This window comes from uncultured Bacteroides sp., from assembly GCF_958445495.1.
Lineage (GTDB): Bacteria > Bacteroidota > Bacteroidia > Bacteroidales > Bacteroidaceae > Bacteroides.
The window spans coordinates 15296-30693 of the sequence record NZ_CAUCSQ010000046.1 but is presented as its reverse complement, the minus strand read 5'-3'; the positions used below and the strand labels follow the sequence as shown (position 1 = coordinate 30693).

General features: G+C 48.8%; 17 protein-coding genes. 6 read left to right on the top strand and 11 right to left on the bottom strand.

Features of this window, described 5'->3' with window-relative positions; translation table 11 throughout:
• Window positions 1–100: 100 nt before the first annotated feature.
• Together Q5076_RS14215 and Q5076_RS14210 are read right to left on the bottom strand one after the other, a co-directional pair.
• The gene (locus tag Q5076_RS14215) at window positions 101–454 is read right to left on the bottom strand and encodes an arsenate reductase family protein (protein ID WP_303014255.1); all 354 of its coding nucleotides are present in this window, start codon (window positions 452–454) and stop codon (window positions 101–103) included.
• Between the two features lie 49 nt (window positions 455–503).
• Window positions 504–1082 carry a uracil-DNA glycosylase family protein gene (locus tag Q5076_RS14210; protein ID WP_303014254.1) on the bottom strand — a complete coding sequence of 193 codons (579 nt, stop codon included), beginning with the start codon at window positions 1080–1082 and terminating at the stop codon, window positions 504–506.
• Window positions 1083–1238: 156 nt separating this feature from the next.
• Here Q5076_RS14210 and Q5076_RS14205 point away from each other — a divergent pair, with 156 nt between their 5' ends.
• Window positions 1239–2555: a nucleobase:cation symporter-2 family protein gene (locus Q5076_RS14205; protein WP_303014253.1), complete on the top strand. Its 1317-nt coding sequence runs from the start codon at window positions 1239–1241 to the stop codon at window positions 2553–2555.
• Here Q5076_RS14205 and Q5076_RS14200 read toward each other — a convergent pair.
• The 3 genes from Q5076_RS14200 to Q5076_RS14190 all read right to left on the bottom strand — a co-directional run bounded on the left by Q5076_RS14200 (window position 2552) and on the right by Q5076_RS14190 (window position 6417).
• Window positions 2552–4687: a KamA family radical SAM protein gene (locus Q5076_RS14200; RefSeq protein ID WP_303014252.1), complete on the bottom strand. Its 2136-nt coding sequence runs from the start codon at window positions 4685–4687 to the stop codon at window positions 2552–2554. The genes Q5076_RS14205 and Q5076_RS14200 overlap by 4 nt on opposite strands.
• A gap of 222 nt (window positions 4688–4909) precedes the next feature.
• Complete coding sequence (locus tag Q5076_RS14195) at window positions 4910–5542, bottom strand: hypothetical protein (RefSeq protein ID WP_303014251.1); 633 nt, start codon at window positions 5540–5542, stop codon at window positions 4910–4912.
• Between the two features lie 227 nt (window positions 5543–5769).
• Window positions 5770–6417: a helix-turn-helix domain-containing protein gene (locus tag Q5076_RS14190; protein ID WP_303014250.1), complete on the bottom strand. Its 648-nt coding sequence runs from the start codon at window positions 6415–6417 to the stop codon at window positions 5770–5772.
• A gap of 147 nt (window positions 6418–6564) precedes the next feature.
• Between Q5076_RS14190 and Q5076_RS14185 the strand changes: the two genes are divergently transcribed.
• The 3 genes from Q5076_RS14185 (at window position 6565) to Q5076_RS14175 (ending at window position 9139) form a co-directional block, all read left to right on the top strand.
• Window positions 6565–6741 (top strand): histone H1, encoded by a 177-nt coding sequence (locus Q5076_RS14185; protein ID WP_004301965.1) that lies wholly within the window; start codon window positions 6565–6567, stop codon window positions 6739–6741.
• Window positions 6742–7100: 359 nt separating this feature from the next.
• Window positions 7101–8369, top strand: coding sequence for a putative DNA modification/repair radical SAM protein (locus Q5076_RS14180; RefSeq protein WP_303014249.1), 1269 nt, complete (start codon window positions 7101–7103; stop codon window positions 8367–8369).
• Window positions 8366–9139 (top strand): TIGR03915 family putative DNA repair protein, encoded by a 774-nt coding sequence (locus Q5076_RS14175; RefSeq protein WP_303014248.1) that lies wholly within the window; start codon window positions 8366–8368, stop codon window positions 9137–9139. Before Q5076_RS14180 ends, Q5076_RS14175 begins: the two co-directional genes overlap by 4 nt.
• An 89-nt stretch (window positions 9140–9228) precedes the next feature.
• Here Q5076_RS14175 and Q5076_RS14170 read toward each other — a convergent pair whose 3' ends face one another.
• Genes Q5076_RS14170 through Q5076_RS14160 form a run of 3 tightly spaced genes read right to left on the bottom strand, consistent with a single transcriptional unit; the run spans window position 9229 to window position 12000 of the window.
• Window positions 9229–10104: an ion transporter gene (locus Q5076_RS14170; protein ID WP_303014257.1), complete on the bottom strand. Its 876-nt coding sequence runs from the start codon at window positions 10102–10104 to the stop codon at window positions 9229–9231.
• A gap of 30 nt (window positions 10105–10134) precedes the next feature.
• Window positions 10135–11115, bottom strand: coding sequence for a lytic transglycosylase domain-containing protein (locus tag Q5076_RS14165; RefSeq protein ID WP_303014247.1), 981 nt, complete (start codon window positions 11113–11115; stop codon window positions 10135–10137).
• A 45-nt stretch (window positions 11116–11160) separates the two neighbouring features.
• Complete coding sequence (locus Q5076_RS14160; protein WP_303014246.1) at window positions 11161–12000, bottom strand: endonuclease VIII; 840 nt, start codon at window positions 11998–12000, stop codon at window positions 11161–11163.
• A 123-nt stretch (window positions 12001–12123) separates the two neighbouring features.
• Between Q5076_RS14160 and Q5076_RS14155 the strand changes: the two genes are divergently transcribed.
• Window positions 12124–13461 (top strand): TIGR01777 family oxidoreductase, encoded by a 1338-nt coding sequence (locus Q5076_RS14155; protein ID WP_303014245.1) that lies wholly within the window; start codon window positions 12124–12126, stop codon window positions 13459–13461.
• A 12-nt stretch (window positions 13462–13473) separates the two neighbouring features.
• Window positions 13474–13740, top strand: a complete 267-nt coding sequence (locus Q5076_RS14150) for a GNAT family N-acetyltransferase (RefSeq protein WP_303014244.1) — start codon at window positions 13474–13476, stop codon at window positions 13738–13740.
• Between the two features lie 154 nt (window positions 13741–13894).
• Here Q5076_RS14150 and Q5076_RS14145 read toward each other — a convergent pair whose 3' ends face one another.
• The 3 genes from Q5076_RS14145 to Q5076_RS14135 all read right to left on the bottom strand — a co-directional run bounded on the left by Q5076_RS14145 (window position 13895) and on the right by Q5076_RS14135 (window position 15382).
• Window positions 13895–14164 (bottom strand): zinc ribbon domain-containing protein, encoded by a 270-nt coding sequence (locus Q5076_RS14145; RefSeq protein ID WP_303014243.1) that lies wholly within the window; start codon window positions 14162–14164, stop codon window positions 13895–13897.
• Between the two features lie 115 nt (window positions 14165–14279).
• Window positions 14280–15011, bottom strand: coding sequence for an SDR family NAD(P)-dependent oxidoreductase (locus Q5076_RS14140; RefSeq protein ID WP_303014242.1), 732 nt, complete (start codon window positions 15009–15011; stop codon window positions 14280–14282).
• 71 nt (window positions 15012–15082) lie between these two features.
• On the bottom strand, window positions 15083–15382 hold the full coding sequence (locus tag Q5076_RS14135) for a nitrous oxide-stimulated promoter family protein (protein ID WP_303014256.1): 300 nt from the start codon (window positions 15380–15382) through the stop codon (window positions 15083–15085).
• Between the last annotated feature and the right edge of the window lie 16 nt (window positions 15383–15398).

Here is a 15398-nt window from a genome sequence, read left to right as displayed (position 1 = left end):
GGAGACCGGTGCTCTACCAACTGAGCTACTCCCGTGTTTGCGGCTGCAAAGGTAGCAGAAACTTCCGAATCTGCAAGCGTTTGAATAAATAAGTTTTGAATTATTTTAATTTTTCCCATTCGTCGGGTTTAAAACCGACCAATACAAAATGGTCTGTCACCAGTAACGGGCGTTTTACGAGTTTACCGTTCGTAGCAAGCAGTGCAATCTGTTCCTCTTCACTCATAGCGGGAAGTTTCTCGCTTAGTTTCAACTCTTTATACACCATTCCGCTGGTATTGAAAAATTTTTTCAAAGGCAAGCCGCTGCGCGGAATCCATTCTTTTAATTCTTCTGCTGTGGGATTTTCCTCCACGATGAGCCGGCTGGTAAATTCAATGTTATTTTCTGTTAACCATTTTCTGGCTTTCTGGCATGTGCTGCATGCCGGGTATTGCAAAAACAAAGGTTTCATACGCGAATTTATTGGTTAATATCTTATATTATGCTGAACTAGTTGAAATTCAGGGGAGCAATTGCAAATCCTGATACATAATCCGGTAGGCGGCTGCCTTTTTGTCCAGTGCCAGCGGATATGCCCGTGAAGAAGAAGGCATTCTGTATAACCGCATGGCACGGCCGTCAAAGGCAAATTCGGAATAGTCTCCCACTTTCGGCTCCTCTATGTCCAATTGCCGGCGAAGGGTATCCGTGGCCTTCTGCCCTGTAGTGACGATTGCCTTGCATTCGGGAATTTGCCGGAGTAAAGCAGCTATGTCGGTAGATTCCACTACTTCCAGGAATTTGTCCGAGGCGTTGTCCTGCAACCGGCGGATAGAGGATGCCGTGTCAAACAAGGCGATTCCTTTTTCATTCAGGAAATCAGTGATTCGCTCCTTGCAGAATGCCTTTCGGGTATCATTCAGAAAATAATCCTTGTCATTGAAAAATAAGATTCCGAAAATACGCCACATGTCGTTGTTGAGGTTCGGGTAGTAAAAATCCATCGACCAGCGTTTTTTCTGTGGCGGAAAACTGCCTAACATGAGCAACCTGGCTTTCGCAGGGAGGAACGGCTCTAACGGATGTTTTTCGATTTCCATATCTGTGATTCGCTTTAATTTCTTACAAAAATAGTGATATTGTTCGTTTCCTTCAAAACAGGAATGAAAAATATGATATAAAATCTGCTGCCGGAATGCGTATATATGTACCGATTTAGCTAATTTTGCACCTGATTTTATTGAACAACTCATTGGATGAAAACAGATTTGATATACGGTGTAGAAGAACGCCCCCCTTTTAAAGACGCTTTGTTTGCAGCCTTGCAACATTTGTTGGCAATTTTCGTGGCAATCATTACACCTCCCCTGATTATTGCAAGTGCGTTGAAGCTGGATGTGGATAAAACCGGCTTTCTGGTCTCCATGTCCCTGTTTGCTTCCGGAGTTTCCACTTTTATACAGTGCCGTCGTCTGGGACCGGTGGGAGCAGGGCTGCTCTGTATTCAAGGGACGAGTTTTTCCTTTATCGGCCCCATCATAGCCACCGGGCTGGTTGGCGGTTTGCCTTTGATTTTCGGTTCCTGCATGGCCGCCGCTCCGATTGAGATGATTGTCAGTCGTACATTTAAGTACCTCCGCAACATAATCACCCCGTTGGTGTCCGGCATTGTCGTATTGCTTATCGGGTTGAGCTTGATAAAAGTAGGCATTGTGTCTTGTAGCGGGGGATATGCGGCGATGGATGACGGAACGTTCGGTTCTTGGGAAAACCTATCTGTTGCGGCACTGGTATTGTTGAGCGTGCTTTTCTTTAACCGTTGCGGGAATAAATACCTGCGTATGAGTTCCATTGTCCTCGGATTGTGTCTGGGATACGGATTGGCTTTTGTATTTGGAAAAGTAGATATGAGTTCGTTGAATGTGGAAATGCTGACGAGCTTTAATATTCCCCAACCCTTCAAGTACGGGGTCGATTTCAATGTTTCTTCTTTTATCGCCATTGGACTGGTATATCTGATAACAGCCATAGAAGCCACAGGAGACGTGACAGCCAATTCCATGATTTCCGGCCTTCCGATTAAGGGCGATTCTTATCTGAAGCGCGTTTCCGGAGGTGTAATGGCGGACGGGTTCAATTCATTCCTTGCCGGAATGTTCAACTCATTCCCGAATTCGATTTTTGCCCAGAACAACGGCATCATCCAACTGACCGGAGTGGCTAGCCGTTATGTCGGCTATTACATCGCTGCCATGCTTATCCTGCTGGGGTTGTTTCCCATTGTAGGAGCCGTCTTCTCCCTGATGCCCGACCCTGTGTTGGGCGGTGCGACCTTACTGATGTTCGGCACGGTGGCGGCGGCCGGAATCCGCATCATCTCTTCCCAGGAGATAGGACGCAGGGAAACACTGGTATTGGCAGTCAGCCTTTCTTTGGGACTGGGAGTGGAACTCATGCCGGATGTGTTGAAACAGGCTCCGGAAGCGATACGAAGCATTTTCTCTTCGGGAATCACTACCGGAGGACTTACCGCGATTATCGCGAATGCGGTAATACGTGTGAAAGAAGTTTAGGCCTCAATGCTCAGATTGCTCATTTTCTCCGTTTTGCAGAAAGGAAAACCGGGATACTCGTACAGGCTGAACCGAGGCTCGGTCTCCCCTTTGGTGTAACTCCAGATAGAAGCATAATCTTCCGGGTCTTCGCCCATCTTGCCGAGTTGGCGTAGGTAGGCGGCAAGCGATTTGTTCTCTACGATATAGATTTCTCCCATCCGGTCGATAATCGGGCTGTGGCGGCGGGTATTGTCATGCTCGAAACGCAGGATGCGTTTCCCTTCTTCCGTAAGCCCTACTAACCGGAAAGACATGCTCTTACCGATGGCGGGCAGATTCAGCACGCTGCGGTCGGTAGCCAGGAAAGACAAATGATGTTTTCTCATGAAACGCCGCAATAGCTTGGCGGTGTCTTCCTGCATCCCGTTTTCCGTTCCGATTTTCGTTACCAGTATTTCATACAGCTCTTCTGCCTGTTCCGGAGTCATTCCGCCATATCTCTTTTCTTCCTGCTGTTCCTGCATGGAACGGCTGTTCGGCGCGAATACCGCGTAATTCTCGTTAAACCCTTTCACGGAAAAAGTATAATAACAAACTACTCCAACCGAGTTGAGCACCTGCCGGAGCCGTGTCGTATGTCCCCGGCGGGATGCCGCTACCGTATATACCAGTTGGTTGGTGATAATCCATCCGGCAGAAAGGATTTTCCGGATTGCTTCCCTGGCTTCCGGCGTAACCTCCAGGGGAGTTTGGAAATGAGTCTGGATGATAAACTGCTTCACGCCGGCAGCCGAAGCTTTCTCTTTGAATTCACGCAGAATCTCGACCAGTTCGTCATTGATACGCATCGGCAGATAAGCCGGCAAGCGCGAACCTAGCCGTACACGTTGCAGTTCTGCATATTTCTCTCCTTCGGGACGTTCGAGGTTTGCCTTCCGTTTGCGTACCGCCATGCGATATACCGCTTCCAGTATGTGGCGTAATGTCTTGTTCTGGCTCATCAGCGCGTCGCCGCCGGTGATGAGGATATCCCTTAGTTGCGTGTCCTCCTCGAAATAAGTCATCAGCCGGCGCAGTTTGCGGTCCCATGATTCTTTGGGGCGCAAGCTCTCGAATTCGAAATTGAGCCGTTCGCTTTGGAAGTCGTACATCCGTTGGCAAGAGGCGCAAAGCCCGCCGCAAGCCCGTCCCATCGTGTCGGGAATGAGAATCGCCACTTCCGGATAACGCCGGTGGATGTTGTGTCCCTCCGGCAGAATCCATCCCGCCGCATTCGGCTTTCCCGCTTCTACGATGTCCTCCTTTTCCCATGCGCGGATATTGCCGTAAGTCTCCACCAGCCGGGGTGAATAAAGGATATAACTCCGGATGGCTTCGTCATTGTAGCCGTATCCCGTCACGTTGAGCAGAGACAAGTAATAAGGAGTCGCGAAAAAAGGCATTCCTTTTTTACGGGCACGGTGGAGCAGATACATCGTTTCCGAAGACAATGAATTGCCTAGAAAGCGGTTCAGCTCTCCCGGGTTCTTTACCGCCATTGCCAGATGAAACCGGAAATCGTTCCACCATTCGCTCACCAGGCGGTATTTCTCTTCATAGCTCATGCCCTCTTCAAAATGAAAGCGTGCCGAAGGTTTCGATTTCCTGTTTTCAATCTTCTGAATCAACAGGTGTAGCATCCGTTCCTTGTTCTCACCACGAATCTCGCGCACCTCTTCGTCCAGTCCCGTTTCCCACCGGTCATTCCTGTTTTTAATGCGTTGGGGCGAAGGCAGGGGGACAGTTTCCCCTTTCAGCCTTTTGAATAACTGGAACAGCTCGATGAACAAATCGGTCGGCATCTCCATGTTTTCCAACGTTTCCGTCAGAAACTCGTATAGCAGCCGGATGGTTTGTATGGGCATGGTCTGCCCTGTAGACAGTTCGTGAATCTCCTGTCCGTCATAATGAAGTAAAAGTCGAATTTGCTCCCTTGCCTCTTTTGCAGTCTCATTGGCTATATCGCAAGTATCCAGGAATTTCAGCAATTTATCCTTAAAGCCTTCCGCAGAGGCACTTTGTTCCGCCAACTCTGCCAATTCCGGTATTTCTTGGTTATAAATCTGTTTCAACTGTGAAAAGGTAAGCGTAAGCATTTTCTTTTGTTTCATAAGCAATCTAATTTCTTATTGTTCTGTAATCATATCATTAGTTCTAATAAATAGAAGCGGTCGGGCAGACGCGCCCTTTTTGATTGTTCTTTCCGGATGGTTTTTCTTTCGTATTGCGGTAAAAGAAAAAAACTACATAAAGATAACAAAAAAAGCGGAAGTTTTTCACCTCCGCTTTTTCTATCGTATTATTCTTTACGATTTTCTAACATTTACGACCGTCTATTTTTTCGTTTCCGTGTCGTCGTTTTTCCGTTTGGGTTCCTTTTTGGCAAGGAGGACGATGTTATAGACATAGTCCGTCATCCATTGTTCCGAATACCCCAGACGTTCCTTGTATTGGCGGACGGCCGCCGCCGTCTTATGCACGTCGTCTGCCTTCCATACCGTTTTCGTACATACGTCATGGACTGTTTTCTGTGTCATGCCGTAGAGCGCTTTCTTAAAAACGGACGGCATGCGGAATTTCCACTGCATCAGGTTACCCATTAACATCATCAGGTCGTTCGAGAATCCCTGGTACATGAACAAATAGGATTGGATGTCGTTCTGGGTACGGCAGTTACGTCTGACAGACGCATCTATTTCTTTGAAAAAATTCTCGTTTAACCCGTAATCCTGCATCAGCATCTTGCGTGAGGCGGCCTTTTCGCCCAGCCCCAGCTTGCCGTTCTGGGTAGGCACTTTGAACAAGCGTTTGAAATTGGCCACATCCGGCAGGAAGCGGATATTGGTGATACCGAGGTTGGTAGCGATGACCGACTGGAAATAAACACGTGTCAGTGATATGAAATCTTCTACGTTGCCGACTTTTGTCTCATCGGATTTCTTTTTGAATAAACCAAATAATCCCATTTTATTATTACTAAATTACAAATTACAACCAATTAGGAATGCGGTGTTTTACCGACGCTGCAAAGGTACAAAAACTGTTGGGTTCCACCAACATTCCGGCTCCTTTTCGATGGTTGAGACTGCCTGTTTATATATCGGGCCCGTTTATTCTTATTTGTAAAAGGAAATCCGGGACACCCGTTTCCTTCCGAGTCCGGCAACCGTCGGGAGAAAAAGACAGTGCCCGCTTACTCCTTTTTTATCCGGAAATAAAATCTATGGTTTTCAAATACGGGTTCCGCAATGTCGTAACGGATAAATTTCGCGAGCAGATGTTCGGCCGCTCGGCGGGAAAGTCCCGTTTGGCGGCAATAGCGGTTGAGCGAAAGCAAACTTCCGTTTTCCAGTTGTTCGAGAAGCAGTTGTTCGCGTTCCGTATAGCGAATCAACTCGCCGCGGGAACTGTCGCTTTGCTGCCATACGCGCAGGTGTACGGGAGTTGCCAGTATATTCTCGTCTTTGATGCGGAGATAGGCGAGGGGCTTGCCGTTTTCATCTTTGGCATAGACCGGTTTGCGGGAACTCTCTTCAATCGTGGCTATCAGTATTTGCCGCCCTTCCACGGTGTATGTCCGTAGGGTATATTCAATTTCCGGGATACAATAGAGCTGTGCGGCGGCTTCAATCATATATTTCTCTTCTTCGGAGCGTACACCGGCTATTTTCCCGTTATCTTTTACTCCGATTAACAGGCGTCCTCCGTCGGTGTTGGCAAAAGCCGACAGGGTTTTGGCTATTTTGCGCGCATCGGAAATTTCGAATTTAAAATCCTGTTGCTGATGCTCTCCCTCGGCAATCAGTGCGTGTATGTAATCGGTATCTGTAAGCGGTTTCATAATTGCAAAGGTAGGTAAAAATGCTGAAAAGCCCCTTTTTTAGATATTTTTCGAAGATTATTTCAAAAAAAATATCGTTTTTATGCGTTTATTTCGGGAAACAGTGTATTTTTGCGGCACATTATTAACGAAAAAAGTAAAAGGATTATGAAAGAATTGGTAGAAAAAGTAGCAGCTCTTTATGCTGACTTCTCAAAAGATGCGAATGCTCAGATTGAAAACGGTAACAAAGCAGCAGGTACTCGTGCCCGTAAGGCTTCTTTGGAAATCGAAAAGGCAATGAAAGAATTCCGCAAAGCATCTTTGGAAGCTTCTAAAAAATAAGAATTAGAAGACTGCTAAGATATTGGAAAAAATAAGGCTGTCCCCGATAAAGACCGGAGACAGCCTTACTTATAATCGGTAAACCGGACATAAACAGTCATTTTGTGGCTCACTCGTAAAACCTTGTTCCGCTCCCGGTCCGGGACCGTGTAGAGGATAAGCGAAAAGGCTTGTCTCAATGGAATTTCAATGGATACGTTTTTGTTCTTTAAACCTCTTCTGAAATAACCGTCCTCTTTTTCTGAATAACCGTTCTTTTTTTATGGTTCGGCGTTTCCCTTTTAGGTCTTCCCGATTTAAATCGTATCTTTGCGAAGTTAATCGGAAGCAGACGCTTCTTTTTTATATAGGGGAAAATTATGAACGAAAACGTCCTTGCCAAACTCAAGATACTTGCGGAGTCCGCCAAATACGATGTTTCCTGTTCTTCCAGTGGTACAGTGCGCGCCAATAAGCCGGGCACGTTGGGCAATACGGTGGGAGGATGGGGGATATGCCACAGTTTTGCCGAGGACGGGCGGTGCATATCCCTGTTGAAGATAATGCTCACCAATCACTGTATCTATGACTGCGCCTATTGTGTCAACCGCCGTAGCAACGACCTTCCCCGTGCTACGTTTTCCGTGTCGGAACTGGTAGAACTCACGATGGAATTCTATCGCCGCAATTACATCGAAGGTCTTTTTCTCAGTTCCGGTGTCGTCCGTAATCCGGATTACACGATGGAGCGGCTTGTCCGTGTGGCTAAGGATTTGCGCCTGATACACCGTTTCAACGGATATATCCATTTGAAAAGCATTCCCGGTGCCAGTCGTGAGCTGGTGAATGAAGCCGGACTTTATGCCGACCGCCTGAGCGTCAACATAGAGATTCCCAAAGAAGAAAACCTGAAACTGCTTGCCCCGGAGAAAGACCATAAAAGCGTTTTTACTCCGATGAAATATATCCAACAGGGAGTATTGGAGAGTAAGGAAGAACGGCAGAAATTCCGTCATGCCCCCCGTTTTGCGCCTGCGGGACAAAGTACGCAAGTGATTGTCGGGGCCACTTCCGAATCGGACAAAGATATCCTTTTCCTTTCTTCGGCGCTCTATGACCGTCCGACGATGAAACGGGTTTATTACTCCGGCTATGTGTCCGTAAATACGTATGACACTCGTTTGCCGGCATTGAGGCAACCGCCGTTGGTACGTGAGAACCGGCTTTACCAGGCCGACTGGCTGTTGCGTTTTTACCGGTTTAAGGTGAACGAAATAGTAGATGATTCCTATCCGAACCTTGACCTCGAAATAGACCCGAAACTTTCGTGGGCTTTGCGCCATCCGGAACAGTTTCCCGTCGATGTCAATAAAGCGGATTATGAAATGTTGCTCCGCGTACCGGGCATCGGCGTCAAGTCGGCAAGGCTGATTGTCGCTTCCCGGCGTTTTTCGCGGCTGGGGTTTTATGAGTTGAAAAAGATAGGCGCCGTGATGAAAAAAGCGCAATATTTCATCACCTGCAAAGAGCTGCCCCTCCAGATGCAGACAATCAATGAACTCTCTCCGCAACGGGTACGCAGCCTGTTGCTTCCGAAGTTGAAAAAGAAAACGGATGAACGCCAGTTATTGCTTGATTTCGGAGAATGAACGTCTACCTCTACGATAAGACTTTTGACGGTCTGCTGACTGCCGTGTTCGACGCTTACTTCCGCAAGACCTTTCCCGATGTCCTGTTGTCGGAAGGAGACGCTTTGCCTTTATTTTATGACGAACTGCACACGGTAGTCACCGATGAAGAGAAAGCCGGACGTGTATGGCGGGGATTGCAGAAAAAGGTTTCCTCCTCCGCATTAGGTTGCCTGACACAAAGCTGGTTGTCGGAATTGCCGGAAGTAGGGATACTCATTTTCCGTTACATACGAAAGGCGATTGACGCGCCCCGTTCCATTGAAACCGATTTTAGCGATTCGGATGTCCTGCGGTTGGCTCAAATCTGGAAGAAAGTCGAGGGCGAGCGGGTACACCTGATGCAGTTTGTCCGTTTCCAGAAAGCGGCGGACGGCACGTTTTTTGCGGCTTTCGAACCGCAGTACAATGCGTTGCCGCTTGTCGTTTCCCATTTTAAAGACCGTTTTGCCGGTCAGAAGTGGATTATTTACGACATGAGGCGCCGCTACGGTTTTTATTATGACTTGCAAGAAGTGACGGCCGTATCATTCGACGATGACAGCCGGGAATCCCATCTGGTTACGGGAATGCTGGATGAAAGCCTGATGGACAAGGACGAGAAGCTTTTCCAACAGCTCTGGAAAACTTATTTCAAGGTAACCTGCATCAGAGAGCGCATGAATCCGAGAAAACACAGGCAGGATATGCCGGTGCGATATTGGAAATACCTGACGGAAAAACAGAAATAAACCGGTAAAAAGTTGCCGCTTGCCGCATGCGCCGGGGAGCGTTTCCTTTATCCTGTCCGTACATTTGTTCCGGCATAATCCGGTAAAGCTCATTCCTTTTCCTTCTGTCCTCCGGTTTCGGACGGATTCAGCCTGTGTCCGCAGAACTTGCAGAATTCGGCGTTGTCTTCATGTCCGGAGCGGTGGCAGCCGGGACATTCCCTGTCTTTCCTGCGTTTGTAGTCTTTCATCATCGAGGCGGATACGATACCTGTCGGTACGGCGATAATGGTATAGCCGATAAGCATCACGCAGGCGGAAAGGAATTTCCCAAGGCCGGTGACAGGCGTAATATCCCCGTAGCCGACGGTCGTCATGGTGACAATGGCCCAATAAATGCTGTTAGGGATGTTGTTGAATCGGGAGCCCGGTTGCGTGCCCTCAATCATATACATCAACGTTCCGATGGAAGTCACCAGAATGACGACAAACAGAAAGAAAACGGCAATCTTCTGACTGCTTTCCCGCAAGGCGGTGAGTAACCTTTCCCCTTCATTCAGGAATTTGAATAACTTGAAAACGCGGAAAACCCGTATCAGCCGGAAGGCACGGATGATGAGCAGGTAACGTGCGCCCGGAAAGAGGAGCCCGATGTAGAGCGGGAGGGTAGCCAGCAAATCCACGATTCCGAAAAAGCTGAAAATGTATTTCCGGGGACGGGGCGAACAATAAATCCGCGTCAGATACTCGAAAGTGAAAAATGCCGTGAAAAGATATTCCATGATGACGAATGGAGTCTCCAGATAAGAAGGGATACTCTTCAGGCTTTCGATAATCACAAGCAGTACGCTCGCCAGGATACAGCCGATAAGGAGCACGTCGAACAATTTTCCTGCCGGAGTGTCCGATTCGAAAATGACGACGTATAATTTCCGTTTCAATTTCCTGTCATGCAAAAAGTCACGGATTCTATCTTTCAGTTTCATAGCCGTTGATGCCATTCGTGATTCCTTCCGTCAATCGATTACCCACCGTTTGTCGTAAGCAACCGTCTTTTGGGGCTCGTAATACATTCCTTCCCGCGTAGGAATATGGAGAATGTAAGTTTTCCCGCTTTTGTTTTTTAATGAAGTTTCCCGCAGCCAAGGATTCGCGTCGCGAAGCTGCGCATAGGTAATGCCCTGCCGTCTTGCATAATCGTTGAGGTCGTTGAGCGGCGTGGTGACGGTTACTTTCTTGTAAGGAATGGGCGGATAGAGATGTTCCCTTTTTAACAGGAACCCGTAACGTTGCGGATTGCTGAATATCTCTTTGGCAGCCAGCAGGCGGAACATGTATCGGGAAGTCTCTTCCACCAGCCATAAATCCATGGCATGGCTTGCCAATTGTTTTTCGAGCTGTGAGGAAATACGCGCCTGTCCCGCGTTATAAGCGGCGGCGACAGCCATCCAGTCCCCGTATTTGTCGTATGCCTGTTTAAAATATTTGCAGGCGGCGACGGTAGCCTTCTCGATATGGTAGCGTTCGTCCACATTCTCATTCACTTCCAGGCCGAATTCCCTTCCGGTTCCGGGCATGAACTGCCATAATCCGGCGGCTCCTGCGGGAGAACGTGCGATGTGGTTCAGGTTACTCTCGATTACCATCAGATATTTGAAATCGTCGGGGATACCGTTCGCTTTCAGTATCGGCTCTACGATAGGAAAATACCGGTTAGCGCGTTTTATCAGCAGCATGGTGGTGGAATGCATGTAAGTGAAAGCCATCATTTCCCGGTCCATGCGTTCGCGGCGGTCATACCGGCGGAGATCAATGGTTTTCCCGTCGAAAGTGACCTGTGCAGGCACGGAGGGCGGGGCGACGCAATAAGGGACTTCCGACTTGGCGGAGTGCTGTTCGCAGACCTGGCTGCTGCCTGTCAGTGCGGGAATGGCGGCGCCGATGCCGAACGCCGCTATAAGAATAAGGGTATAATTGATTTTAGTCCGTTTCTTCATTTTCATTATTTAAGTTATTCAAACCGTAATGTTCATTCGGGCGGGTTATTCCGGTTTCTGGCAACCCCTGCAATAATAGATGCTTCCGCCCAGGTAATTCTCTTTCACGATGGTCTCCCCGCAACGGGGGCAACTCCCGCCAGCCGTATCCTTTGAAAGGCAGGCCGCGTACTTGCCGTTCTTCCCGAACAAGTCGCTTTCCGTATTTCTTCCTCCCAGCCGGTAGATGTCATTCATCGTTTCCTTTATCTGATAGAACAAATTTTCTTTCTCTTTGTCCGCCAGTCCGGAGATTTTTTTCTTCGGATGGATATGGGCGTGGTAAAGAATGTCCTGCAAGACGCCGTTGCCAAGTCCGGGAATTGTCTGACCGGTGGCTAGAAAAGCTTTGGCAGACTTGTTTTGCACGCTTTCCCCGTTGACAAGTCCGAGAAAATACTCTTTGGTGAAAGCGGCGGACATGACTTGCGGCTTGCTTCTGGCTGCAAGGTAATACTCGGAAATCCCGTCATCGCCGGCATCTTTGTCATAACACATCAGCCCGCCGTACATACGTACGGACGCTATGAGACAACTCTCGTCTTCAAAAGCGATAAGCAGTTGATGCCTGGCGGGCAGTTTTGCTCCAGGAGCCAGGTAACGCAGGTTTACCCCGTCCGTCAGCAACAAGACCTTATCGCCGATTGCGATTTCCACCATTCCGCCTTTCGGTTGCGCACGGCCTGCCGTCTTGCCGGACAGCCATAAGGCATACTCTTCGGGACTACCCGTGAACCAGGCAAACTTATGCGGGCTGAATTGGGCGTACACGTCCGTTATCCTCTTTCCTGCGACCGTTCCGTTGAGCTGTTCGCAAAGGCAGCACGCTTCCGGGGCTTCTATCATACCGTTTTTCTTTTAATGTTCGAGTCTTTCTTGCAAAGATAACCTCATTTTATTTTTTTCAAAGAACTTTTCCTGCATTTTATACGTTTTTCCAATAGAGTTGAACTTACAATCGGAATTAAAATGAATATAGCGATAACCGGGGCCACCGGATATATAGGCAAACACCTTTCCGACTATCTGACCGAAAAAGGAGGACATCGGGTCATTCCTTTGGGCAGGTCGATGTTTCGTGAGGGCATGTCGGGATTGTTGATTCGTACATTGGCACATTGCGATGTCGTCATCAATCTGGCGGGCGCGCCTGTCAGCCGGCGTTGGACGCCCGAACATAAAAAAGAGATGTTTGACAGCCGTGTCGTCGTTACGCATCGTATAATTCGCGCGTTGAACGCTGTCAAAACGAAACCCGGATTGATGATTTCGGTTTCGGCGGCAGGTTATTACCCTCCGGGGGTGGAAGTGGATGAATATACCCGTACCCGCGGGGATGGTTTTCTGGCAGACCTCTGTTATGCGTGGGAGAAAGAAGCCCGGCGTTGTCCCGAACCGGTGCGGCTTGTCATCGCGCGTCTCGGCGTCGTACTTTCTCCGGACGGCGGGTCGATGCAACAGATGTTCCGGCCGTTACGGTCTGTGAAGATTGCCGTAGCCGTCGGGCCCGGAACACAATCTTTCCCTTGGATAGATATGCGGGATTTTTGCCGGGCCATGAAATTCTTTATAGAACATGAAGAGACGCACGGCGTATTTAATCTGGTCGTTCCGCAACAAGTCTCCCAATACACTTTTGCCCGTGAGATGGGAAAAGCCCACGGGGCATGGACAACGCTGGCACTCCCGCAGAAGCTGTTCCGCATGCTGTACGGTGAAGGTTCTTCCGTATTGGCGTCCGGTCAGAAAGTGCGTCCGACACGCCTGCTGGAAGCCGGTTTCCGTTTCTCCGTTCCCGATGTGGAACGGCTTTTCAAAGAGACGGACCGCAGCACGGTCCGGACCCTCGATTTAAAACGTTACCTGGGGCTTTGGTACGAGATAGCCCGTTACGAAAACCGTTTTGAACGCGGGCTCATCCATGTGACCGCTACTTACACGCTTGGTCCCGACGGAACGATTCATGTGAAAAACCGGGGATGTAAGCGCAATTCGCCCCATGACATCTGCAAGACAGCCAACGGGCATGCCAAAATACCCGATTCGACGCAGCCGGGCAAGCTGAAAGTTTCCTTCTTCCTCAATTTTTACTCGGACTATTACGTGTTGGAACTGGATGAAGAAAATTACAGTTACGCCCTTGTGGGAAGCAGTACCGACAAATATCTCTGGATATTGAGCCGTACCCCCCAACTGCCGGAAGAAATAAAGAAAAAACTCATTGCCGCTGCCGAACGTCGCGGTTACGATACGAACCGGCTTCAATGGATTGAGCAACGCCGGCTTGTGACGGACAGGGCAACTTAAAAAAATACGATTATGGATTATGAAATCATTCACCAGCCTGAACGGAACTTGTTCAAGGCGGAAGTAGACGGTAATACCGCCTTTGTGCAATATCGTTTGACAGAAGATTCTCTCGACATTATCCACACTGTTGTACCTCGTCCGGTAGAAGGACGCGGAATAGCTGCGGCATTGGTAAAAGCCGCCTATGAGTATGCGCGTTCCCACGGCATGAAACCGGAGGCTACCTGTTCGTATGCGGTGAGATGGCTGGAGCGCCATCCGGAAATGAACCGTTGAATACCTGTCCCGCCAATCTTGAGTATCTGTCCCGCCAGCCTTGAATATCTATTCCCCCGGCTTTGAATACCTGACCGGCGCATTGCACATCCTTCGTTCTTTCGTTTTTTTCAGTTCCGAACCATGTCCGGAACTGAAAAAACGCACCATTGTTTTATCGCTTCCACCTTTTCAGATGCGGAAAAAACTCTTTCATCATTTTACGCGCTTCTTCTACGGTATATTTGACTTCCGAATCTTTGTTGAACTCGTCGATGTAATTCAAATTCAGTTCAATCATCCCGTCCATCGTACAATCGTTAGTGAAACTGCCGTTTGCATAACAGTAGTGGCAATAGTCTTTGCTCTTGCTGCCGTCCGCTTCCGTTCCGTAAGTAGAGCTGTCTATCGGCATACCGCAACTCTGGCAAAATTCCTGTTCCATGCTTTTGGTTTTTAAGTTTGTTTTATCCGGGTAAAGATAAGATGTTTTTCGGGAACAGCAGCCATATAATCCGATTAATTATCCGTGATTTCCCTGTTATCCGGTTTGTTGCCGCTCAACCCGTTTTCACGGGCAGGCGTTTCCATATCCGGCGGGGAATCATTTTCCAGAAAAATACCAGAATCCGGTAACGCCAGTCGATAACGGCAATCCGTTTTTTACGTTCTAGGGCGCGGACGATGCGGCGTCCCGTTTGGTCCGCTTTCATCAGCATCGGATAATGCTTTCCGTCGTTCAGCAAGTCTGTGGCGACAAATCCGGGGCGGATATCCGTGAAATGAATATCCAGTTTCTGGAGATGGGCGAGTTGTTCGAGAGCGTCGATATAGATATTCTGGAAACGTTTGGTCGCGGAATAGGCGGGAGCCGCCCCCAAACCTTTGGTCCCCGCGATGGAACTGATGACAGCCAGATGGCCGCTTCCCTTTTGCTTGAAATAAGAGAAGGCGGCGTCCACCATACGGGTAAATCCCTCTGCGTTCGTACGCACGGTGTCCAGTTCCGTTTCGATATTCAAGTCCATGTTCTGGAAACCTACGCCCGAACTCAGGAGAAACAAATCCATTCCTCCCAGCTTCCGGATAAGCCTGTCCAGCTTTTCCGCAGCATCGTTTTGAGTAACGTCCAGTGCCTGTATCTCTATCAGTTCCGGGGCGTCGCGCCGTAAGTCTTCGAGCGCCTGTTGCCGTCTGCCGGCTATTCCTATCCGCCAGCCTTTTTTCAGGAGACTCTTTGCCGTTTCCCGGCCGATACCGGAAGTCGCTCCTATGATAATGGCTTTCTTCATTTGGTTTATATGTTTGAATGATGGATTCACGTCATGCCCGGCCGGTAAAAACGCTGCCGGGCAAAAAAATGTTACCGGTTCAACACATGCCGTATGGCTTCCCGCGGAGCATAAAGCAACATCCTCGGTCCGGAAAAACGCATCACCCGTTTCATCCGTTCCCTCATGGCGGGTTTGTAACAATGTACGGCACATTTCTTGCACGGGCTTTTCTTTTCTCCCAGCGGGCAATGGTCGAGGCGTGCGTGCGCATAACGGAGAAGTTCCGCACACTCCGGACAGAGGGCGGCCTTCTTTTCCTTCTTCCGGCAGTAGAGGCGTATCATGAACTCTACCGTCTTTTTTTCTTGTGCGATATGCCTTTTTTCCATCCGTTGTTCTTCCATC

Excerpts from the sequence above, each read along its gene's own strand:
- Q5076_RS14215 (WP_303014255.1), bottom strand. The coding sequence starts at position 454 with ATGAAACCTTTGTTTTTGCAATACCCGGCATGCAGCACATGCCAGAAA.
- Q5076_RS14210 (WP_303014254.1), bottom strand. The coding sequence starts at position 1,082 with ATGGAAATCGAAAAACATCCGTTAGAGCCGTTCCTCCCTGCGAAAGCC.
- Q5076_RS14205 (WP_303014253.1), top strand. The coding sequence starts at position 1,239 with ATGAAAACAGATTTGATATACGGTGTAGAAGAACGCCCCCCTTTTAAA.
- Q5076_RS14200 (WP_303014252.1), bottom strand. The coding sequence starts at position 4,687 with ATGAAACAAAAGAAAATGCTTACGCTTACCTTTTCACAGTTGAAACAG.
- Q5076_RS14195 (WP_303014251.1), bottom strand. The coding sequence starts at position 5,542 with ATGGGATTATTTGGTTTATTCAAAAAGAAATCCGATGAGACAAAAGTC.
- Q5076_RS14190 (WP_303014250.1), bottom strand. The coding sequence starts at position 6,417 with ATGAAACCGCTTACAGATACCGATTACATACACGCACTGATTGCCGAG.
- Q5076_RS14185 (WP_004301965.1), top strand. The coding sequence starts at position 6,565 with ATGAAAGAATTGGTAGAAAAAGTAGCAGCTCTTTATGCTGACTTCTCA.
- Q5076_RS14180 (WP_303014249.1), top strand. The coding sequence starts at position 7,101 with ATGAACGAAAACGTCCTTGCCAAACTCAAGATACTTGCGGAGTCCGCC.
- Q5076_RS14175 (WP_303014248.1), top strand. The coding sequence starts at position 8,366 with ATGAACGTCTACCTCTACGATAAGACTTTTGACGGTCTGCTGACTGCC.
- Q5076_RS14170 (WP_303014257.1), bottom strand. The coding sequence starts at position 10,104 with ATGAAACTGAAAGATAGAATCCGTGACTTTTTGCATGACAGGAAATTG.
- Q5076_RS14165 (WP_303014247.1), bottom strand. The coding sequence starts at position 11,115 with ATGAAGAAACGGACTAAAATCAATTATACCCTTATTCTTATAGCGGCG.
- Q5076_RS14160 (WP_303014246.1), bottom strand. The coding sequence starts at position 12,000 with ATGATAGAAGCCCCGGAAGCGTGCTGCCTTTGCGAACAGCTCAACGGA.
- Q5076_RS14155 (WP_303014245.1), top strand. The coding sequence starts at position 12,124 with ATGAATATAGCGATAACCGGGGCCACCGGATATATAGGCAAACACCTT.
- Q5076_RS14150 (WP_303014244.1), top strand. The coding sequence starts at position 13,474 with ATGGATTATGAAATCATTCACCAGCCTGAACGGAACTTGTTCAAGGCG.
- Q5076_RS14145 (WP_303014243.1), bottom strand. The coding sequence starts at position 14,164 with ATGGAACAGGAATTTTGCCAGAGTTGCGGTATGCCGATAGACAGCTCT.
- Q5076_RS14140 (WP_303014242.1), bottom strand. The coding sequence starts at position 15,011 with ATGAAGAAAGCCATTATCATAGGAGCGACTTCCGGTATCGGCCGGGAA.
- Q5076_RS14135 (WP_303014256.1), bottom strand. The coding sequence starts at position 15,382 with ATGGAAAAAAGGCATATCGCACAAGAAAAAAAGACGGTAGAGTTCATG.